Here is a 20,633-nt window from a genome sequence, read left to right on the forward strand (position 1 = left end):
ATACATACAAGTATTAATTTTTTAACATTACATTAACTGTAAATTAGGCTTTTGTTTAGATAATAATCTTTATTAAGGCAAATTATTAAAATTTAATACTTAAAAAACGCATTTATAGGTATATCTATCTAAGTATTGTTACTACCGATCAATGCTTGTTTTTTGATAGCTGTTGGCTATCGTAATCTTTTTATTGATCGTTTTTATCAATTTGTACTAGAATCATCATTAGGGTTACCTGTCATTGAGGGGCGTATATGATGATCAATACAGTGGTAGGGAAAAGAATACAAAATAGAAGAAAAGAATTAAATATATCAAGTTCGAAAATTGCATTACAGTTAGGGATGACAGAGCAATATTATCTAAAATTAGAAAATGGTTATACTAAGATAACCGTTGATGAATTAATATGTATTGCGATTATTTTGAAAGTGTCACCACAAAGTTTATTACTAAAATCAACTGTTAGTCAGCAAAATAGGGATAGCCAATTAAATAATTATTATCACTAATAATATTATCACAATAGCGCTTTGTTAAAAAATACTCATATAGTAGTAGTTTATTGAGTAATATAGTAATGATAAGAAATTACTTCTAGGCATCTTTGATATTAAAATATAAGTATATATCTTTATTGAACGTCATAAATCAATAATTGATGATGCATATTTGATCGTTTTAAAATGTTTTCTATTACTACTCTATAGTGTTAAAGCTTTGTTTTTATAGTATAAAATCAGGTCTAATGTTAAATGAAATAGTAATTAAAAGTCGTGATAGATGGCTAATCGTCACTAAAGTGAATTAATAATAACTTTCTATCTTATACTGATGGCATTTAACATCGCTGATGCGTTTTATTTTCGCTACCTACTAAGATGTATAACCGATTTTATTATTTAAGATCACAGTGATGGTTTAATTATTAGATTTATTAGTCAGTTAAGCCACGATTTAATAACGTGGCTTTAGTTTTATATGAGTTATTTCGTTATTGGTAAAAACTCACGTCCATAAAAACAATGAGTTGCATTACCACGGATCACTCGGTGATGAGCTAGGTGCCGCTGGTTATTAAATGAAGCTTGCTGTTGGGATAGATAATGATTTAGATGCCAAGCAATAAGCTGTTTCGCTAATTTTTTATTAGCATGTTGGCTTCGCTGAGACTGGATCTTGACGCTAATGCCTGTTGCAATATGCGTCGCTCTGACAGCTGAACTCGTTTTATTAACATGTTGTCCTCCGGGGCCATTGGCACGCATGGTTTCAAATAAAATTTCGGTGTCTTGGATTTCTTGTGGTGGGTCAAAATAAGCGATACCGATAAACCAATTTTTGCGTTTATGTTTAGGTCTTAAAGTACTTGTACATTGCCATTGCACAGTGCCTGACCATTGTTGTGCGATAGCTTTAGCCTCTGCACCTTTAAGCGATACTAATACTGACTTTAAACCATAACGAGATGGCTCTTGCTCAAGAATTATCACATCAACTTGCCGCTGCTCTGTGACGGTTAGAAAATAATTCAATGTTTTTTCTACCGCTATACAGCATTCTTCGGGGCCTTGTGCTGAAGAAAATTGTAATAACATTATGCTATCTCCCCACTGGTTTTATAAGTAATAACCGGTTTTAAGCGGGCGATAACCTCAATTAAACCAAGACTCCTCATACTTTCTATAACAGTTTCAATTGATTTATACGATTGAGGCGCTTCCTCATAAATTAATTGTTTATTAGCACAAATAATACGGCTACCTAGTGCTGTGCGTGAGAGCTGTAATGGCGTAAATCGATGTGATAAACGGCCTTTACACTCAGTTCGCATCCACTTTCTACCCGCACCATGTGGTAGAGAATGGAGGCTTAATTCAGAGATAATAGGTTTAACGAGATAACTGTGATCACTACGTGAACCAGGAATAACCACAATATCGTGATGGGCGGGCGTCGCCCCTTTGCGATGTAACCATCCCTGTTGATTATATAATTCGCAAGGCTCTACCAGATTATGGTTAACATCAGTAATAACCGTTCCTTGTGTATGAATTTGTTCCATCATTCTATGGCCAATCAAGTGGCGATTGAGCTTAGCATAATTAAGAGCATGGTCATGGGCTTGTAAGTAGTCATTGGCAGCGTCTGTATTCGCGACCAATCCTTGATGGCCAAATTGCTCTGTGTGAGCACGTAAAATAGATTGCCCTAAACCACGTGAACCACTATGCACCAATAGCAATAATTGTTTTTTATTAATACCACTGTTTGTAAACAATGCTTGATTAATAACTTGGTCAATTTGTTGGAATTCAGCAAAGTGATTTCCACCACCAATAGAGCCTAATGAGTGAGCAAATGGATGATTTTGCATATCTGCAGGTAAATTATCTATCAACCATTCGATGGGCGCGATATCACTCATTTCGCTCAATTTTTTTTCTATTTTATCTAAATTGAGTTTGCTATGGTTAAATTCTGTTTGAAACAGTGTCATACCACAGCCAATGTCATTACCGACTAAAGCAGGGTAAAAACGGTTAACAGAAAAAAAGCCGCTCCAATGGGATAACCACGACCGGGATGTAAGTCTGGCATGCCAGTGACATAAGCCATTTCAGGAAGTTGAGCGGTTGTTACTAGTTGTTGGATTGCTTTACTTTCAATCCAAGTTTTATCTGAGGCGATATAACAAACGCGATCAGATAAATAATGAACACACTTGTCCATATTCCAATCCATATATTGTAAAGGATAAAAAATAACGTGATTGGCGGACAGTAAAAAGAAAGGATTACTTTTGAGATTGTCCGCAAAGAGTATTCATATTTGTTGTTGTCATGGGATACCTCCTTGCAGTTCTGTGAAATGGAAAATAATAAATCAGGCGAATAGTAATCACTTTTTTTCACTTTAGCAATTAAAAAAGTAGCGTGATTTTTCTTTCTGTTTACCAAAAAAAGTAAATTAGGGAACAGTGAGATTTTTCTTTTGGGTTAATAAATAATTTTAACTGAGCTTTTTCGGCAATAGGCTTCGTAATCATCTGTTAATTTTCTATCGGTGATCACGACATCAAATTGCGCTAAATCGCCCATATTGCCTGTGGCGGTTTCATCGAAGGCGTGGTATTTGGTGAGTAAGATCTTGCGAATCGATTTATCCATCGCTTTTCTCTTCATATGAAGATCATCGATGTTGTAGCAAGAAACACCAAAATCGAGGTGGACACCCTCTGCGGAAATAAAGGCTTTTTTCGGATTTATGTTATCAAGGTAACAAGGCTGGAGGGGATTATAAAATGAGTCGCTTTTAGGGCGATATTCGCCACCACACAGTAGTACAGTCGCATTTTTCTTTCGGCTTAATGCCAGAAAAACGCGGTGCGAATAACAAATACCAGTAAAGTGTAAACTCTCAGGAATAAGCTCAATTAATGTCGGAATAAGTTGGCCATTATCAAAAAATAGTACATCACCTTCAGACACCATGCCCGCAGCAAGATTAGGAATGTGTAATTCTTGGGTTTGATCCGGGGTGATAATATCACTAGTCGATGTGATTAGGTTGCTATGAGGTTGTGCCAACGCGACAATATAGCCACCAAGCAGTGACATCGGATAGGGGTTTTCAACATCTGAACTGAGATCACGACGAATGGTCATTTCAGATACTTCAAGGATCCTCGCGGCATCTTTGAGATGGATGCGGCCTGAGCGTTTTATGCATTCGCTAAGGCGACGCAAACGTTCATGCTGTTTGGTCTCTATCACCTAAGGATCCTTCTATTATCGAATAGCGTATCCCATATAACGATACGCTAGGCTATTAGTAATTTGATTCTGGTGCATCTGAATCTGTTACAATCGCAACACTGGCACTTGCACCAATACGTGTTGCCCCCGCTTTGATCATCTTTAAGGCTGTTTGGCGATCACGTACACCACCTGACGCTTTTACGCCCATTTTGTCACCGACAGTTTGACGCATTAAAGCGACATGGTGTTCTGTGGCACCCATTGTACTGTATCCAGTTGATGTTTTAACAAAATCAACACCGACTTCGCAACACATTTCACAAACTAAACGTACTTCGTCGTCAGTTAATAGGCATGTTTCTAGAATAACTTTTAGTGTTGTATTTCCGCAAGCGGCTTTTACCGCGGCAATATCTTGTTTTACAAAATCAAAACGACCACTTTTTAACATGCCAATGTTGATAACCATATCGACTTCTTGAGCACCTTGGCGAATAGCTTCTGCCGCTTCAAATGCTTTGGTTGCTGTTAGGCCTGCACCAAATGGGAAGTCGATAACACAGCATACTTTAACATCACTTCCGGTTAGGCAAGTTCTTGCTAAAGGGATATAAGAAGTGTTAATACACACAGAGAAGAAACCGTGTTCAACAGCTTCAGCACATAATTGTTTGATTTGTGCTTCAGTTGTATCTGCAGCAAGTAGAGTATGATCGATATAATTAGCTAATGGACGCATAATCGTTTCCTTAAGAGAAGATTGTTATTTATCACTCATGTTAGTTTGGCAACATAATAGTGAGCTTTTAACGGGATAACAATCACAAATGATATTTAAATAACATGATATTGTTATATATCTATCTAAATGTAACTATTCTAACATTTTAACTTTTTCATTAGGGTGAGAGGGGCACTATGGATATTGCAGTGATTGGTTCAAATATGGTGGATTTGATCACCTATATAGATAGGATGCCAAAAGAGGGAGAAACCCTTGAGGCGCCAGCATTTAAGATTGGTTGCGGCGGGAAAGGGGCAAATCAAGCGGTTGCCGCTGCAAAATTAAATTCTAAGGTGATGATGTTAACCAAAGTGGGAGATGATATTTTCGCAGATAACACCATCATGAATTTAGAGTCTTATGGTATTAATACTCGTTATGTTGAAAAAGTGCCCGGAACCACCAGCGGTGTTGCACCTATTTTTGTTACCTCTCAATCATCCAATAGTATTTTGATCGTAAAAGGCGCGAATCAGCATCTATCTGCTGAAGATATCGATAGAGCCGCGGTGAGTTTAAAAAAATGTCGTATGATTGTGCTGCAATTAGAAATCCCGCTTGAAACGGTCTATCACGCGATTGAGTTCGGTAATAAACATCATATCCCTGTATTGTTTAACCCTGCACCAGCATCGAAAGCTTTAGATCTCACTATCGCCGCACAATGTGATTTTTTTGTCCCCAATGAGACAGAGCTGGAAATTTTAACGGGTATGCCAATTAATACGTTGGATGAAATTCGAGAAGCAGCCTACTTTTTACTCGAAAAAGGGTTTAAAAATATCATTGTTACATTAGGTGAAAAAGGGGCGTTATGGGTGAATGGGGAAATTGAGAAATATATCCCCGCCATTGAAGTTAATGCCGTTGATACCAGCGGTGCTGGAGATGCTTTTATTGGCTGTTTTTCTCATTACTATGTGCATACCGGCAATATTGAAGAAGCGTTAAATAAAGCGGTTATGTTTTCGGGTTTAAGTGTCACAGGAAAAGGCACTCAATCTTCTTATCCTAGTATTGAAGAATTTAGCGAATTTTTAAGCTCAGCAAAATAGCCATCAATGAGCCATACCTCTCACAGCTCTCCTGTTTAAAATCAGGAGAGCTTTATTATCAATAAGTTATCTTTTTTACATCGCGTTAAGTTTGTTTTTAGTTGAATGTTTTTACGGTATTGTGATTTTGTTCACAAAATAGTCATCAATAAGATTGAATTAAAATTTCATTAGATGTAATTTTAATTGAAATACTATTTCATTAAGGTTATTACAATGAAAGATGATGCATTGAGTTTATGTCTTCAAAATGAAAGTAACCAAGAGACCACACAATTTTCTGAGCTAAGTACCTTAGCGTTAGTTTCGTTAATTAATAGTGCCGATATCACCGTGGCCTATGCCGTAAAGAAAGAATTACCCGCAATCGCGAAAGCCGTAGACAAAATTTGTGAACGTCTACGTCAAGGGGGACGCATTTTTTATGTCGGCGCAGGAACAAGTGGCCGATTAGCGGTATTAGATAGCGCGGAATGTCCGCCTACTTTTGGCGTTTCTCCCTCACTGGTACAAGCCATTATTGCTGGTGGGCATGATGCTATGCTTCAAGCCGTTGAGAATATTGAAGATAATCAACAAGCTGCTATCGAAGAGTTGCAACGCCGTGAGGTAAATTCTAACGATGTCGTTATTGGTATCGCTGCCAGTGGTCGCACGCCATTTACAGTGGCTGCATTACAGTATGCAAAGCAGATCAATGCATTAACGCTCTCAATTACTACCCGCGGTAAAGGTATGATGAGTGAAATAGCCGATTTATCCATCGCGCCAGATGTCGGCGCCGAAGTGTTAACAGGCTCGACAAGAATGAAAAGTGGCACGGCTCAAAAAATGATCTTAGGTATGCTAAGTACCAGTGTAATGACTCGTTTAGGTAAGGTGCATAAAAACCTGATGGTCGATGTGGTGGCCAGTAATGAAAAATTACAGCGACGTGCTGAAGGTATTGTGAGTGAAGTGTGTGGGATCACAACACAAAAAGCAGCGGAGTTATTAAAAATGGTTAATTATCATCCGCGAAAAGCCATTTTAATGTATGAGCTTCATCTGAGTGTAGAGAAGGTTGAGCAAATGACACAACGCTATCCTTACCACTCTTTACAACAACAGTTAGCCCTATTTAATGAATAACAATATCAGTCAATCCTCTGAACTCTAGCAGGCACAATTATGGCTAATAAAATAGAACATCTCGACACCTTAGCATCAGAAATAGAAAAACAGGCTGGTGGGTTTAGCAATATCGCAACCTTAACACATTGCATGACCCGTATTCGTTTGATCTTAAAAGATAGTTCGCTATTTAATACCGAAGCATTAAAACAAGTCGAAGGTGTCAAAGGCGTGGTATTTAATGGCGAGCAACATCAAGTCATAGTAGGAATGGGGACGGCCGCCAAAGTTTATTCAATCATGAATAAACGTATGCAAAAAAACACAGATAATAGCGAAGAAACCCCTGCGTCAACACCAGTGAAAAAAGGGTTTTCCATACGCCGTATGCTAAATACGTTGGCGGCTATTTTTGTTCCTACTATCCCAGCATTAATTGGCTGTGGTTTAATTATGGGCTAATTAATATTATTCGTTTAGTGGCACCCGGCTTAGTTGATCAGTTTCCTGAACTCTTTAAGCTATTTAAACTGATCGGAAGCACCGTATTTGCTTATCTCTCTATTATGATAGGTATAAATACGGCTAAAGAGTTAGGGGCTTCAACCTCCATAGGTGCTGTTATGGCGGGATTATTAGCCATGCCGGGACTGGCTGATATCACATTATTTGGTGAGAAATTACAGCCTAATAGTGGTGGGATCTTCGCGGTCTTAATGGTGGTGGTATTCTCTTCAAAATTAGAGCTATGGTTTCGCAGCATTGTAAAAGAGAGTCTTGATCTTATTTTAACCCCCTTTGTTACTATTTTAGTTTCTGCGTTAGTGGCGATTATGGTATTCCAACCTATTGGTCATTATCTGAATCAACTATTAGCGCAAGGCGTCTCCTTATCACTATTAAATCATGGTGGCGGTGCGGTTGTTACAGGTGCAGCGTTAGGGGGTAGTTTCTTATTCTTATTACTAACCGGCCTACACCAAGGTTTAATACCGATCCACACTGAAATTTTAAATACCTTTGGGTTAAATTACCTATTCCCTATTTTAGCAATGGGCGGAATGGGGCAAGTAGGCTCTTGTTTCTGGGTTTATTTACGTACTAAAAACCAACGCTTAAAGAAAACGTTAATGGGTGCGTTGCCTGTCGGCATTTTCGGCGTGGGTGAGCCTTTATTATTTGGTGTCTCTTTACCTTTAGGTAAGCCCTTTATTGCAGGTTGTATTGGCGGGGCTGCGGGTGGTGCATTAATGGCTTATTTTCAGGTTGGGATCATTATTCCATTTGGTACTGCTGGGTTATCATTAATTCCACTGGTGGGGGATGGGCAGATCATCAAATTCCTTATCGCAGTATTGGGGGCTTGGGTTGTCGGTTTTATTGCCAGTATATTAATCGGATTTACCGATCCAGAAAAATAAGTCAGAAGAAGAAAAGAAAAAGGATAATAGAATGTCAACACTGACTAAGAAACTTGAAAATTTGCGCTTACAAGGCAAAGGGACAGAGCAACGTCTCGCCCACTATTTATTAGAAAATAGCGATAATATTGCCAGTATGAATGCCGCAGAATTGGCACAAAAAGCCGGTGTCAGTAGTGCTTCTGTTATCCGTTTTTCCCGCCAAATGGGGTATGGCGGTTATCCTGAATTTAAAATTGATTATCTCTCAGAGGAAAAACAACAAAAAAGCAGTAGTGATATTCTTTATGCCAATTTAGCCAAAACAGACTCGACTGAGCAGATTATTGCTAAAACAGGACATCTATTTACTACTGCCATTCAGGATTCGATAGCGTTACTGGATGCAGCGACGATAGATCTACTCGCTGAGAAAATGATCAGCGCTAAACGGATCGTTTTATTTGGTGTGGGCGCATCTGCGATCGTTGCGAGCGATATCTTCCATAAACTGATCCGAGTGAATAAAAACACCTTATTTAGTGCAGATCTCCATGCGCAACTTGCTTATTCAGCGAATTTATCCGCGGATGATTTGGCGATTGCTGTTACTGCAAGAGGCAATACTGCGGATATTAATCGAATGCTGAAAGCGGCAAAACAAGAAGGCTGTATCACAGTGGCTTTAACACGTTTTGGGCAAGATGAAGCTACGCGCTTAGCGAATTACACATTACCTTATTTTTATGATGAGCAACATTCACAATTGGGGGTGATCACACCGCAAGTATTGCAAATGGTCGCTTTTGATGTGCTGTTTTTTAAATATATGACACTGGCAAAAGGCTCAGCGGAAAAAGCGCTATTAAAAGGGCGACAAGCTGTAATGCAAGGAAATCAATAATGTTATTTATCACCATATTAGCTGTTGGTGCGGCGATTGGCTTAATTATTAGCACAACGGGGGTAGGTGGTGGTGTTATTGTTTTACCTATATTAACGTATTTCTTTGGTATGAATGCATTAATGGCGGTGGCAACCGCAAATTTACTTTCAATGTTGATGAAAGTGACATCCTCATATATGCATTTCCGTTTGGGGAATATTCCCTTTAAACGAGCCATGATAGTCCTTGCCATTATGTTGCCAAGTACTTTTTTAGCGAGTTTACTCGTCAATTATTTAGGTTCATTAGCGCAATATCAGCAGCAAGTTGAGTGGGGGATTAATGCGTTGGTGGTTGCTGCCATTATTTTTTCTCTCTTTTTATTTATTCAAAGAATGTTTTTCTCTTCACCTGTGATAGCTAAACAGATAACCCCATTAGCACCTCTTAATATTAAGGCACTGTTATTGCCGGCGATTGCAGCAGGTGTTGTTTTAGGTGCCACAGGGGTAGGCGGTGGTGTTACCTTTATTATTGCGTTACGCCAATCTATCGATAAAACAAGCGATAGGTACTTCGATTTTTACAACCACCCTATTATCAGGCTCTTCTGCATTGGCTTATATGCAAGATGGTCATACCGATATTCATTTAGCATTGTTGCTGTTTCTTGGCTCTTTGATTTCTATTCCTCTATCAAAATGGCTATTAATTAAAATGCCGGATAGGGTATTTCAGTATGCAACGTTGTTTTTAATTTTATGCAGCGCTTTCATGATGTTGGCGAGATTGTTTTAACTGATAGCCATACTATGGCATTGCGTCGATTCTTTATTCTTGGTTGGTGTTTTTTTCTGGTTTTTATGCTGTTACAACACGGAGTTACTACTTGGATTAACAAGTGATCTAGCTCTCGTTTTGAGCGGTGATAAAAAATAAACTGAAAAAAAAGGTTGTTAATTTATAGAAGTTATGTTTTTTTAGATACAGATAACAGACAAACACATCATTACATTAATTGATAGGTAACCCATGATCATCACTACTCTACTACAAACTCTACGACTAACAGCGCACATCGCGGCTGTGGTTGTTGTGCGTGTGGTGGTGGTCGTCGGCAAAGCGCCGTAACGGGTCCGAATCAACACAGTTTCGCAACCCCGCCGGCGTATTAACCGGGCGGGGTTTTTCATATCTACCGCCCATAAAGTCCGGCTTAGTAAAAAGGACACAGAACAATGGGTGCTCAACAAGATAATGCCACAGGAAAAACCTTCACTGGTGCGCAATTAATTGTTTATTTACTGGAACGGCAAGGTATCACTACGGTTGCGGGGATCCCCGGCGGAGCCGCTCTTCCTTTGTATGATGCATTAAGCCAAAGTCAGTCTATTCGCCATATTTTGACACGTCATGAACAAGGGGCGGGTTTTATTGCCCAAGGTATGGCTAGAGCAAATGGTCAGCCTGCGGTGTGTATTGCCTCAAGTGGACCGGGGGCGACAAACTTAGTTACAGCCATTGCTGATGCAAAATTAGACTCAATTCCTTTGGTTTGCATTACGGGGCAAGTCTCTTCTGCCATGATTGGGACTGATGCGTTTCAAGAAGTTGATACCTATGGGATGTCTATTCCTATTACCAAACACAACTATTTAGTCCGCGATATCGCACAGTTGCCGGAAATTATCTGTGATGCGTTTCGTTTGGCAATGTCAGGTCGCCCTGGACCTGTATGGGTTGATGTACCTAAAGATATTCAACAAGCGACTATCACCTTAGATCAATTGCCACCGATACCACAAAAAGATGCAGCTCCAGCCTTTAATACCGATTTGGTGATCCAAGCCGCGCAAATGATTAACCAAGCGAAAAATCCTGTGCTTTATTTAGGGGGCGGTATTATTAGCTCTGAAGCGTGTAAAGAAGCGATTGAGTTGGCAGAGAAAAATAGCTTACCCACCACGATGACGTTAATGGGATTAGGTTTAATGCCACCAACGCACCCGCTATATTTAGGGGTGTTAGGTATGCATGCGGCACGGAGTACCAACTTTATTTTAGAAGAAGCCGATCTGCTGATCGTATTGGGGGCGCGATTTGATGATAGGGCAATTGGTAAAGCAGAAAAGTTTTGCCCCAATGCGAAGATCATCCATGTTGATATTGATAGGGCAGAGATAAGTAAGATCAAACGTCCTGATATTGCCATTCATGCAGATGCTAAAGCGGTGCTGTCGCTGTTATTACCTTTAATTAATATTAATCAGCGCAACGAATGGATAGATAGAGTTAATACCTTAAAACAAGAATATCCCTTAGAAATGAAAAACTCACACAATATTCTTAGCGGTTACGGCATCGTACTTGCTGCGGCAAATTGTGTTGATGATGAAGCGATTATTACCACCGATGTAGGGCAGCATCAGATGTGGGTTGCTCAAGCTTATCCACTGAATCGACCGCGCCAATGGTTAACATCAGGAGGCTTGGGGACGATGGGATTTGGGTTGCCGGCAGCGATAGGGGCCGCATTGGCAGAGCCAAATAAAAAGATCCTCTGTTTTTCAGGGGATGGTAGCATCATGATGAATATTCAGGAGTTAGCAACAGCCGCTGAGCATCAGTTAGATGTAAAGATTATTTTGATAAATAATCAAGCATTAGGGTTAGTACACCAACAACAAACACTCTTTTTTGATGAGCGTATTTATGCCGCAGCCTACCCTTATCAAACGGATTTTATTCGTATTGCTCAAGGATTTGGGTTGGATACTTGTGATTTAAATCAAGAAGCAGATCCTCAGGCAGCGTTACAAGCGGCAATTGCTAAACCTGGGCCTTGTTTAATTCATGCCATGATTGATATTAACGAAAAAGTATTTCCAATGGTTCCGCCGGGGGCGGCAAATATCGAGATGATAGGAGCTTAATTTATGTCACTACAATCACAACCTATCGCACTAGAACTTATTGTTCGTAACCATCCCGGTGTGATGACCCATATTTGTGGGCTATTTGCGCGTCGTGCATTTAACGTCGATGGTATTTTATGTTTACCAATGAAAAACAGCGATAAAAGTCGTATTTGGTTATTAGTACAAAAAGATGAGCGTTTAATGCAGATGGTGAGTCAAGTGGAAAAACTTGAGGACGTAAAAGAAGTGCGTTTTAGTGATGATCTGCGCGTTTTTGAACAGATGGAAAGTTATTTAAATTAATTGCACTGTTCTGGCTCTTTTTAGGCACGAGAGAGCCAGAACCTGAATATTTAATGATGATTATCTTCCAGATGTTGTTTATCCTCGCTTTCCATCTGTAAGGTAATATGATTGATATGAAATTGTTCACGTAGTTGCTTATCAATAGCAAGTCGTAATGTTTCACTATCTACATTGGGTTGATAGACAATATGACCACTGAGGATCAACTTGCTTTGCGTCAGTGCCCATAAATGCAAATCATGGGAGCTAGCCACCCCTGCGGTATTATTAATGGTGTCTGTTACCTCAGTTAAATTAATGCCTTTAGGCACGCCTTCTAATAAAATATTCAGGCACTCTTTTAATAAGATCCACGTGCGCGGAAAGACCATAAAGCCGATTAATACCGCAATAATTGAATCAACTAATTGCCAACCGGTTAGCCAAATAATTACTGCTCCAATAATGACGCCCACTGAGCCTAACATATCCGCCCACACTTCAAGATAAGCCCCTTTAACGTTTAAGCTTTCATCTTTTGCACTGGTGAGCATTTTCATTGAGATAAAATTAATGATAAGCCCGGCGATTGCCACAACAAGCATACCCATAGACTGAATGTCAGGAGGGGAAGAGAGTCGTTGATAAGCCTCATAAAGAATATAAAAAGCCACCGCCATTAAGATCAGTGCATTCATCGCAGCAGCCAATATTTCAAAACGAGCATAGCCATAAGTTCTGAATAGATCTGCTGCTTTTCTACCTGCGTGGATCGCGATAAGAGCAAGTAAGAGTGCAAATGCATCTGTCATCATATGCATTGCATCAGAAATCAAGGCTAAACTTTCTGTTAAGTAGCCACCAATAAACTCAATCACCATAAAAGAGCCTGTTAATGCAAAAGCAATTAACAGACGTGATTCAGGTAGCGCTTTGACATCACCGTGCTCGTGGCCTGCACCCATGCTATTTATCCCCGCCATTATTAATAATACTTAGAATAATAGTTTAAATGGCGGTGAAATATAATGGGTATTTGTCTTAAGGACGATGATGATAGTGTTGTTGATTGGGGCTAGACATGATAACTGATGCACGCATATGGCCTTCCACACAAATATAAGAGTGTGGCGCATTACCATGAAAGGCGTAAAAATCGCCGGTTTCTAATAATACGGTTTCATCGTTAGCAAAACGCATCATCAGTTTGCCAGAATAGACCATAATATGCTCTTGGGTGCCGTCGGCATGGGCTGGGCTATTAATAATTGCCCCGTGCTTCATCTCAATATGCCAAATTTCAGTAATATTGCCGATGCCAATACGGAATTTAAATTCTTGTGCATAGTCGCCAACGATAGGCTTATGTCGCTCTAAGCGAGGATATTCTTCGCGGGTAAAACTAAATAAATCACCTAATGGAAATCCAAGGGCTATCGCGATAGCTTCTAAGGTATCGATGCGAGGATTAGAATCGCCAGACTCTAATTTGGACAATGCCGCTTTAGATATGCCTGATTTTCTTGATAACTCATTAAGTGACAAGTTTCGAGATTGTCTTAACTGCTTAACCTTATTACCAAGGTATTCGTTTGTCTTTTTCGGTGATTGTGGGTTCATTGCCAATTCAAAATATTGTCAGTTTAAAAGTATAATTTCCTGTAGATGATAACATCAATTCTTCACAGACGGGAAAAGCACAGACTATTTAGACAATATTTTGTGAACAGGGTGCGCGTATCAGGCGATATTTTAAAGCATGTTTATCTATTTCTTATCCCCTATAATAAGGCAATATTTTCCATTCATTCAATATTCACTATGATGAGGTTTCTACAGCGTGTAGAAACAAAATAATATGTTGCAACAAAATTATCGTCAGTCCGAGCTTTTTGCTATTACTACTATTACAGTCAGTATTGCGGTGATAGGGATTGTTATTGGATTAACTATTCCGATGGTGGCTTTACGGCTAAACTTGGCGGGGATCAGTGAATCTATTATTGGTCTGATTTCAGCCGCACCTGCAATGGGAATGTTAATCATCTCACCCTTTGCACGCTATATTGTGCAATGGTTTGGTAAACGTTTAGCGATGTTATTAGCAACGATTATATCAGCCATTAGTCTATTGCCTTTAATGGGGAGTTTGCCATTAGAATTCCTGTTCCCATTACGACTAATCACCGGGATTGCCAGTGGTGTGATGATCTGTTTGGGGGAGACATGGATCAATGAACTTGTACCGGATAACAAGCGAGGTCGTATTTTAGCGATTTATACGACCGTGTTTACTATCAGCCAGTTGCTAGGCCCTTCAATTATTGCGTTATATGGCGTTGCTGATAAAACGCCGATCTTAATCAGCGTACTGCTTCATATTATCTCTATCGTGCTATTTTTAATGATGGATCAGAAAGTGGGCGATAAATTAGCTAAAGACTCAGAAGAGTCGCACTTTTCTATTCTTCGTTTTATTAAAGTGGCGCCTGCGATATGTGGTGGCATTATCTTTTTTGCATTTTTTGATGGCACAGTGTTGTCTATGTTCCCTATTTATGGGCTAAGTGTTGGTCATAGTGAAGCGATTGCTGCGATGATGATCAGTGCTATTTTGGCGGGAGATGCCATAATGCAAATGCCATTTGGTTGGCTTGCTGATCATATGAATAGAACACGGCTATACCGAATTTGTGGTGTCATTACATTATTAGCAAGCTTATTATTGCCCATTGCTATGCCACATACTTTAGTTATTTGGCCACTATTATTAGTGCTTGGTGCAACGGCGGGAGCCATTTATACCATCGCATTGGTACAAATTGGGCAATACTTTTCAGGAAATGATCTAATGATAGCAAATGCTTCAGCGGCGATGTTATGGGGCATTGGTAATCTTTCTGGTCCCATTTTAGCCGGTGCTATGTCTGAAATCTCTCCATCTGCGTTACCTTTTTTATTGGTGGTTATGACGGGATTATTTTTAATTTCGACGATGGATCGCTTTAACTTGCATGTCGACACTCTAAATCGTCATACATCATAATTGCATGCTCTTTTTTACCTTATTGTAGGTAAAAGAGGGCGCTATTTTCATTAAATTAGACAATAATTTCCTGCTGTTTTATCACCCATTCAATTATTTTTTCTTTTATTATCTTTATTTTAATAATCAATGCGATACATACTATTCAAAGGTTTTTATTGGTGATTTATTAAGAATAATCCAGAAATAATAAAATGAAATAAGAAAGATTTGCCAAATGGCACTATTTTCATCTAGTTTTATCTCAAGGAGGTGTATGTTTTTCAATCAGAGTGTGATGAATACTGAGTCAATATTATCGCCAAACAAGGGAAGATGCTGTTAAAACAGTAAGTTCAAAAATGATAAAAACATAAGAAATATTTAATTAATATTTATAGTATCAAACCAAGCATTATTAATATAAACATCAATGATATTAATAAAAACAGTTGATTATAAGTACGCTTCACCTTTTAGGGTGATTGCGTTGCTAAAACAGTTTAACCAGAGGAGAAATATATCACTATTCTCCTCTTTTCTTTTTTCTGCGAACACTAGAATGTCTTTTTATGACATTTTTGCTAAAAAAGTATTTTTTTTCTTGATTCTTACCCTAAAAGCACCAGATAATCGTTTGCGTCAAATTCTCTCACTCTATCCACATTAATAAACAAACGTTTGCTTTTTCACTCCTCTGATAGTTTTTTTACCATTAGAGATGATAATAATTTTAGACGTAATCGTTTTCGTTGGGGAGGGTGAACTGTTTTTTATGTCAGAGGAATGTAATGTCTGCTAATCAATCAGCAACCACAGGTAAACTGGATAATTATTTTAAGCTTACCGCCCGGGGCACTACGGTTCGTAAAGAGATGATCGCTGGTTTAACAACCTTTTTGGCGATGGTCTATTCCGTTATTGTCGTACCCAGTATGCTAGGGCAAGCGGGGTTCCCCCACACGGCGGTATTTATCGCAACCTGTTTAGTGGCAGGATTTGGTTCTCTGTTAATGGGATTGTGGGCAAATCTACCTATGGCGATTGGTTGTGCCATTTCATTAACGGCATTTACCGCCTTTAGTTTGGTACTTGGTCAACATATCTCTGTACCTGTTGCTTTGGGGGCGGTGTTTTTGATGGGGTGCCTATTTACCCTATTTTCTTTAACAGGGATCAGAACGTGGATCTTAAAAAATATTCCGATTGGTATCGCTCATGGCGCCGGTATTGGTATCGGGCTATTTTTACTTTTGATCGCAGCCAATAGTGTTGGGTTGGTGGTGAAAAATCCATTAGCCGGATTACCTGTTGCGATGGGAGAATTTACTTCTTTTTCAGTATTAATGTCATTGGCCGGTCTTGCTGCTATTTTTGGTCTAGAAAAACGTAAAGTTCCCGGTGGTGTGTTATTAGTCATTATTGCGATTTCGATTATTGGATTGATTTTTGATCCTAACGTGAAATACCAAGGGTTCTTTAAAATGCCACAATTAGGCGAAGAGGGCCTTGCACTATTATTTGCCATGGATATTAAAGGCGCATTACAACCACTTGTTTTACCTAGTGTATTAGCTTTAGTGATGACGGCTATTTTTGATGCGACAGGAACCATTCGCGCAGTGGCGGGACAAGCTAATTTACTTGATAAACGAGGACAAATTATCAATGGTGGTAAAGCGTTAACTTCTGATTCCGTGAGCAGTATATTTGCTGGGGCAATTGGTGCAGCACCTGCAGCAGTATATGTTGAGTCCGCAGCGGGTACTGCAGCTGGTGGTAAAACAGGGCTCACCGCAACTGTGGTCGGTATTCTCTTTTTATTGATCCTCTTTTTATCACCACTATCTTATTTAGTTCCCCCCTATGCGACAGCGCCTGCATTAATGTATGTGGGTTTATTGATGTTAGGTAATGTCACTAAGTTAGATTTTAGTGATTTTGTCGATGCGATGTCAGGTATGGTGTGCGCGGTATTTATCGTATTAACGTGTAATATTGTTACAGGCATTATGTTGGGTTTTGGCTGTTTAGTGATTGGCCGTATTTTTGCCGGTGAGTGGCGTAAACTTAATATTGGTACAGTTCTAATTGCTATTGCTTTAGTGGCATTTTATGCCGGACACTGGGCAATTTAATTAAAATCATCAGGTTTAAACATAAAAAGCGGAATATATTTTTATTCCGCTTTTTTGCTATTTATTTATCTAGTTTTATTCGCTATTGTCGAGGTTAAGACTCATTGTTAATTTTTTGGTAAAATAAATGCATCAGATAGAAATACGACATGGTGAGCCTGAAGATGCTATAGCAATACAGCAATTGTATACACATCCAGACTTATATATTTGTACTTGTCAGTTCCCTTATCCATCAGTCACTATGTGGAAAAAAAGGCTAATTGAATTTTCTGAACAAAATATTCCACATTTTGTTGCTTCTTTTGACGGTCAAATCGCAGGTCATTTAGCGTTGATCATCGACAATCATCCTCGTCGTCGTCATATCGTCAGCTTTGGTATTGGTGTTGGTGCTGAGTTTTCAGGAAAAGGTATAGGTAAAGCACTCATTAATACGGCAATTGATTATGCTTTTAATTGGTTGGCTGCAACACGTATCGAGCTAGAAGTTTATGCTGATAATGAAAGAGGCCTTCATTTGTATAAAAAATTAGGTTTTGAAGTGGAAGGCATTCGTCGTAATGCAGCCTTCAGAGAAGGTAAATATTGTGATGTTGTGATGATGGCTCAGCTAAAAAATATCGAATAACTCTGTGGGGGCTTGACGCTGTTTTCATTTTTCAATGATAGAGCCTATTTTACTTTTTGATCCTCTTAAGAGTATGACTAGAACAGAAAACAGCAATAACAGCATACTTTTTCTCTTTCTGATGCCGTTAATAGATAACACTATGCATTAATATGTTAGCTTTTTTGTAAGATACGATTAATCTTAATTTTATATCATTCTTCATTAGTCGATGTGGGTTCAGTTTAAAATAGGAAAGGTAAAGATAGGCATGGTAGATAAACTTTTATGATGCGTTTCTTTATCATTCAGCAAGGGTTCTTTTCATATCAGGAAAGATGGCAGATTCTTAGATAAAAATAAGCATGTAAGGGTAGCATGGAAATTTTCTTTACTATTTTAATTTTAATATTGGTAGTTTCTGTTTCAGGCGTCATTACCAAAGTTATTCCTTTTCGCATTCCATTACCATTAATCCAGATTGTGATCGGGGCACTTTTGGCTTGGCCTCAGTTTGGTTTACATGTCACCTTTGATCCTGAACTCTTCTTAGTTTTACTGATCCCTCCTTTACTTTTTGTTGATGGATGGAAAACCCCCACACGTGAATTTATCCAAAATGGTCGAGAGATCTTTATCCTTGTGCTGGTTTTGGTGATGGTGACAGTAGTAGGTATTGGTTACCTTATTTACTGGATAATGCCTAGTATTCCACTTATTTCTGCTTTTGCGCTCGCCGCTGTTCTCTCGCCAACTGATGCGGTGGCATTATCCTCCATTGTCGGTAAGGGGCGAATACCGAAGCGGATCATGGGGGTTTTAGAAGGCGAAGCCTTAATGAATGATGCTTCGGGTCTGGTGGCGCTAAAATTTGCCGTTGCTGTGGCTATGGGCACGATGATATTTACCGTGGGTGGCGCAACCTTTGAGTTTTTTAAAGTGGCAATAGGCGGTTTATTAGCGGGTATTGCGGTAACGTTAGTCTATAGTAAATCTCTGCGATTGATGAGCCGTTGGAGTGGTGATGATCCTGCCACTCAAATTGTCTTTATGTTGCTGTTGCCTTTTGCTTCTTATTTGATTGCTGAACATATTGGCTTTTCCGGGATCCTTGCTGCCGTGGCCGCAGGTATGACTATCAGTAAATCAGGTGTGATCCGCAATGCACCATTGGCGATGCGCTTGCGTGCAGATAGTGTCTGGTCAATGTTAGAGTTTGTCTTTAACGGACTGGTCTTTATTATGCTGGGTTTACAGCTTCCTGTTATTTGGACAAGCTCGGTTATTCAAGCTGATCTTGATCCTGAAGTTGAAGTATGGATGCTGTTTGCCGCCGTCTTTGTTATCTATTTTGCGTTACTGATTTTACGTTTTACATGGTTATGGCTAATGAAGAAAATCAGCCATCTCTTTATGAAAAAGCATCCCCTTGATTTTGCCACTTATACGACGAGAGAATTATGGCTATCTTCTTTTGCTGGGGTACGTGGTGCTATCACCTTAGCCGGTGCGCTCTCTATACCGCTATTTTTAACTGATGGCAGTACTTTCCCTGGGCGCTATCAGATAATCTTTATTGCGGCAGGGGTGATCCTGTTATCCATTTTGGTCGGTATTATTTCATTACCTTTCTTACTAAAAGGGATTAAAGCTACCGATAAAGAAGCGGATAAAAATGAAGTACGTTATGCCAAGAAAGTCATGGCAGAAGTCGCTATTGTTAGCCTCAATAAGATGGAAGAGCGTTTAGCTGCAAGTGCAGAAGAGCAACTTGATGCGGAAGAAATTAATGAAGTAGCTTCTCGAGTTGCCGGTTATTTAAGACGACGTACCGCGGATCAGGACGAGATGATGCACAATATGTTGGTGGAAGATCTGGAAAGACGTTTTCGCCTAACGGCATTGCGTGCAGAGCGTGGTGAGCTTTATCACTTACGTGCAACGCGTAAAATTAGTAACGAAACACTACAACTTTTGCTTCATGAATTAGATTTAATGGAAGCGCTGTTAGTTGAGAAAGACAGTTAATTATGTGGCTACTGGTTATTACAACGTTGTTATGGGCGGCTTCTTTTAGTCTGATTGGTGAATATCTCGCAGGTCAGGTTGATAGTTGGATCTCAGTATTGATTAGAGTGGTGTTAGCTGCCATCGTCTTTTTGCCTTTCCTACGTTGGAAAGGCATTCGCCTTAAAGTGATTTTATTGTATATGGGAGTAGGCGCATGCCAATTGGGTATTATGTACCTGTTTGTGTTCCACGCTTATAACTATTTAACCGTAGCTGAGTTTTTACTCTTTACTGTATTAACACCACTTTATGTCACCTTAATTTATGATCTACTTGAAAGACAACGTTTACGTTGGGGCTATGCCTTTAGCGCACTACTGGCGGTATTAGGGGCGGCCATTATTCGTTATGATCATCTTAGTGATGACTTCTGGCTGGGATTATTATTGGTTCAGTTAGCCAATATTTTCTTCGCCATAGGACAGGTAGGCTATAAACGATTAATGGAAATGCATCCACTTCCTCAACATCACGCATTCTCTTGGTTTTATATCGGGCGGTGGTGGTTGTGTTAGTCGGCTCGTTATGTTTTGCCGATTGGCAAAAAATGCCAACCACATCGTTACAGTGGGGGGTATTGCTTTG

Annotated in this window: 18 protein-coding genes and 3 pseudogenes; 14 read left to right on the plus strand and 7 right to left on the minus strand. The window is 39.4% G+C overall.

Translation table 11 applies throughout. The features are described 5' to 3' along the window. Positions 1–257 precede the first annotated feature (257 nt). Positions 258–515, plus strand: coding sequence for a helix-turn-helix domain-containing protein (locus tag ACYUCW_RS15865; RefSeq protein WP_012368780.1), 258 nt, complete (start codon positions 258–260; stop codon positions 513–515). Between the two features lie 474 nt (positions 516–989). Here the strand turns inward: ACYUCW_RS15865 and prfH are convergent, their stop codons facing one another. From prfH to deoC, 4 genes and pseudogenes are all read right to left on the minus strand, one after another. Beyond that, complete coding sequence (gene prfH / locus ACYUCW_RS15870) at positions 990–1,601, minus strand: peptide chain release factor H (protein ID WP_004249548.1); 612 nt, start codon at positions 1,599–1,601, stop codon at positions 990–992. Next, positions 1,601–2,736, minus strand: a pseudogene (locus ACYUCW_RS15875) (RNA ligase RtcB family protein). Before ACYUCW_RS15875 ends, prfH begins: the two are co-directional and overlap by 1 nt. Positions 2,737–3,002: 266 nt before the next feature. Continuing rightward, positions 3,003–3,779 (minus strand): DeoR family transcriptional regulator, encoded by a 777-nt coding sequence (locus ACYUCW_RS15880; protein WP_004246149.1) that lies wholly within the window; start codon positions 3,777–3,779, stop codon positions 3,003–3,005. Between the two features lie 55 nt (positions 3,780–3,834). Beyond that, entirely contained in the window at positions 3,835–4,503 is a 669-nt protein-coding gene (gene deoC / locus ACYUCW_RS15885) for a deoxyribose-phosphate aldolase (protein ID WP_004246148.1), read from the minus strand. Between the two features lie 179 nt (positions 4,504–4,682). On the opposite strand from deoC, the gene rbsK reads away from it, so the two are divergent. The 6 genes and pseudogenes from rbsK to ACYUCW_RS15915 all read left to right on the plus strand — a co-directional run bounded on the left by rbsK (position 4,683) and on the right by ACYUCW_RS15915 (position 9,800). Continuing rightward, positions 4,683–5,603, plus strand: coding sequence for a ribokinase (rbsK, locus tag ACYUCW_RS15890; protein ID WP_004249546.1), 921 nt, complete (start codon positions 4,683–4,685; stop codon positions 5,601–5,603). A 216-nt stretch (positions 5,604–5,819) separates the two neighbouring features. Further along, on the plus strand, positions 5,820–6,734 hold the full coding sequence (murQ, locus tag ACYUCW_RS15895) for an N-acetylmuramic acid 6-phosphate etherase (RefSeq protein ID WP_004249544.1): 915 nt from the start codon (positions 5,820–5,822) through the stop codon (positions 6,732–6,734). 39 nt (positions 6,735–6,773) lie between these two features. Next, entirely contained in the window at positions 6,774–7,178 is a 405-nt protein-coding gene (locus tag ACYUCW_RS15900; protein WP_460409006.1) for a PTS transporter subunit EIIB, read from the plus strand. Between the two features lie 17 nt (positions 7,179–7,195). Continuing rightward, positions 7,196–8,137, plus strand: a complete 942-nt coding sequence (locus ACYUCW_RS15905) for a PTS transporter subunit EIIC (RefSeq protein WP_460409007.1) — start codon at positions 7,196–7,198, stop codon at positions 8,135–8,137. A 31-nt stretch (positions 8,138–8,168) separates the two neighbouring features. Then, on the plus strand, positions 8,169–9,020 hold the full coding sequence (locus tag ACYUCW_RS15910; protein ID WP_004246144.1) for a MurR/RpiR family transcriptional regulator: 852 nt from the start codon (positions 8,169–8,171) through the stop codon (positions 9,018–9,020). Further along, positions 9,020–9,800 (plus strand): annotated as a pseudogene (locus ACYUCW_RS15915) (sulfite exporter TauE/SafE family protein). Before ACYUCW_RS15910 ends, ACYUCW_RS15915 begins: the two are co-directional and overlap by 1 nt. A gap of 182 nt (positions 9,801–9,982) precedes the next feature. Here the strand turns inward: ACYUCW_RS15915 and ACYUCW_RS15920 are convergent. Continuing rightward, complete coding sequence (locus ACYUCW_RS15920; RefSeq protein ID WP_422662103.1) at positions 9,983–10,150, minus strand: hypothetical protein; 168 nt, start codon at positions 10,148–10,150, stop codon at positions 9,983–9,985. A 90-nt stretch (positions 10,151–10,240) separates the two neighbouring features. On the opposite strand from ACYUCW_RS15920, the gene ilvB reads away from it, so the two are divergent. Beyond that, on the plus strand, positions 10,241–11,935 hold the full coding sequence (gene ilvB, locus ACYUCW_RS15925) for an acetolactate synthase large subunit (RefSeq protein ID WP_460409010.1): 1,695 nt from the start codon (positions 10,241–10,243) through the stop codon (positions 11,933–11,935). A 3-nt stretch (positions 11,936–11,938) separates the two neighbouring features. After that, positions 11,939–12,223, plus strand: coding sequence for an acetolactate synthase small subunit (gene ilvN, locus ACYUCW_RS15930; RefSeq protein ID WP_004246140.1), 285 nt, complete (start codon positions 11,939–11,941; stop codon positions 12,221–12,223). A gap of 50 nt (positions 12,224–12,273) precedes the next feature. On the opposite strand, the gene ACYUCW_RS15935 is transcribed toward ilvN, so the two are convergent. Together ACYUCW_RS15935 and ACYUCW_RS15940 are read right to left on the minus strand one after the other, a co-directional pair. Next, positions 12,274–13,170, minus strand: coding sequence for a cation diffusion facilitator family transporter (locus tag ACYUCW_RS15935; protein ID WP_004249537.1), 897 nt, complete (start codon positions 13,168–13,170; stop codon positions 12,274–12,276). 76 nt (positions 13,171–13,246) lie between these two features. Then, positions 13,247–13,825 carry a helix-turn-helix domain-containing protein gene (locus tag ACYUCW_RS15940; protein ID WP_004246138.1) on the minus strand — a complete coding sequence of 193 codons (579 nt, stop codon included), beginning with the start codon at positions 13,823–13,825 and terminating at the stop codon, positions 13,247–13,249. 238 nt (positions 13,826–14,063) lie between these two features. Here ACYUCW_RS15940 and ACYUCW_RS15945 point away from each other — a divergent pair, with 238 nt between their 5' ends. The 5 genes and pseudogenes from ACYUCW_RS15945 to ACYUCW_RS15965 form a co-directional block, all read left to right on the plus strand. Continuing rightward, on the plus strand, positions 14,064–15,251 hold the full coding sequence (locus ACYUCW_RS15945; RefSeq protein WP_004249536.1) for an MFS transporter: 1,188 nt from the start codon (positions 14,064–14,066) through the stop codon (positions 15,249–15,251). 770 nt (positions 15,252–16,021) lie between these two features. After that, a complete protein-coding gene (locus ACYUCW_RS15950) occupies positions 16,022–17,368 on the plus strand; it encodes an NCS2 family permease (RefSeq protein WP_004246136.1) in 1,347 nt (448 codons plus the stop codon). Positions 17,369–17,495: 127 nt separating this feature from the next. Then, on the plus strand, positions 17,496–17,999 hold the full coding sequence (locus ACYUCW_RS15955) for a GNAT family N-acetyltransferase (protein ID WP_004246135.1): 504 nt from the start codon (positions 17,496–17,498) through the stop codon (positions 17,997–17,999). 357 nt (positions 18,000–18,356) lie between these two features. After that, a complete protein-coding gene (locus ACYUCW_RS15960; protein WP_460409011.1) occupies positions 18,357–20,006 on the plus strand; it encodes a Na+/H+ antiporter in 1,650 nt (549 codons plus the stop codon). A gap of 2 nt (positions 20,007–20,008) precedes the next feature. Next, positions 20,009–20,633, plus strand: a pseudogene (locus ACYUCW_RS15965) (DMT family transporter); the annotation flags it as partial.

It is taken from the genome of Proteus sp. MB838, assembly GCF_054767435.1.

What these genes read in the sequence shown, in the direction of transcription:
- ACYUCW_RS15910 (WP_004246144.1), top strand. Translation starts at nt 8,169, where the DNA reads ATGTCAACACTGACTAAGAAACTTGAAAATTTGCGCTTACAAGGCAAA.
- rbsK (WP_004249546.1), top strand. Translation starts at nt 4,683, where the DNA reads ATGGATATTGCAGTGATTGGTTCAAATATGGTGGATTTGATCACCTAT.
- deoC (WP_004246148.1), bottom strand. Translation starts at nt 4,503, where the DNA reads ATGCGTCCATTAGCTAATTATATCGATCATACTCTACTTGCTGCAGAT.
- prfH (WP_004249548.1), bottom strand. Translation starts at nt 1,601, where the DNA reads ATGTTATTACAATTTTCTTCAGCACAAGGCCCCGAAGAATGCTGTATA.
- ACYUCW_RS15900 (WP_460409006.1), top strand. Translation starts at nt 6,774, where the DNA reads ATGGCTAATAAAATAGAACATCTCGACACCTTAGCATCAGAAATAGAA.
- ilvB (WP_460409010.1), top strand. Translation starts at nt 10,241, where the DNA reads ATGGGTGCTCAACAAGATAATGCCACAGGAAAAACCTTCACTGGTGCG.
- ilvN (WP_004246140.1), top strand. Translation starts at nt 11,939, where the DNA reads ATGTCACTACAATCACAACCTATCGCACTAGAACTTATTGTTCGTAAC.
- ACYUCW_RS15950 (WP_004246136.1), top strand. Translation starts at nt 16,022, where the DNA reads ATGTCTGCTAATCAATCAGCAACCACAGGTAAACTGGATAATTATTTT.
- ACYUCW_RS15960 (WP_460409011.1), top strand. Translation starts at nt 18,357, where the DNA reads ATGGAAATTTTCTTTACTATTTTAATTTTAATATTGGTAGTTTCTGTT.
- ACYUCW_RS15940 (WP_004246138.1), bottom strand. Translation starts at nt 13,825, where the DNA reads ATGAACCCACAATCACCGAAAAAGACAAACGAATACCTTGGTAATAAG.
- ACYUCW_RS15945 (WP_004249536.1), top strand. Translation starts at nt 14,064, where the DNA reads ATGTTGCAACAAAATTATCGTCAGTCCGAGCTTTTTGCTATTACTACT.
- murQ (WP_004249544.1), top strand. Translation starts at nt 5,820, where the DNA reads ATGAAAGATGATGCATTGAGTTTATGTCTTCAAAATGAAAGTAACCAA.
- ACYUCW_RS15955 (WP_004246135.1), top strand. Translation starts at nt 17,496, where the DNA reads ATGCATCAGATAGAAATACGACATGGTGAGCCTGAAGATGCTATAGCA.
- ACYUCW_RS15935 (WP_004249537.1), bottom strand. Translation starts at nt 13,170, where the DNA reads ATGGGTGCAGGCCACGAGCACGGTGATGTCAAAGCGCTACCTGAATCA.
- ACYUCW_RS15865 (WP_012368780.1), top strand. Translation starts at nt 258, where the DNA reads ATGATGATCAATACAGTGGTAGGGAAAAGAATACAAAATAGAAGAAAA.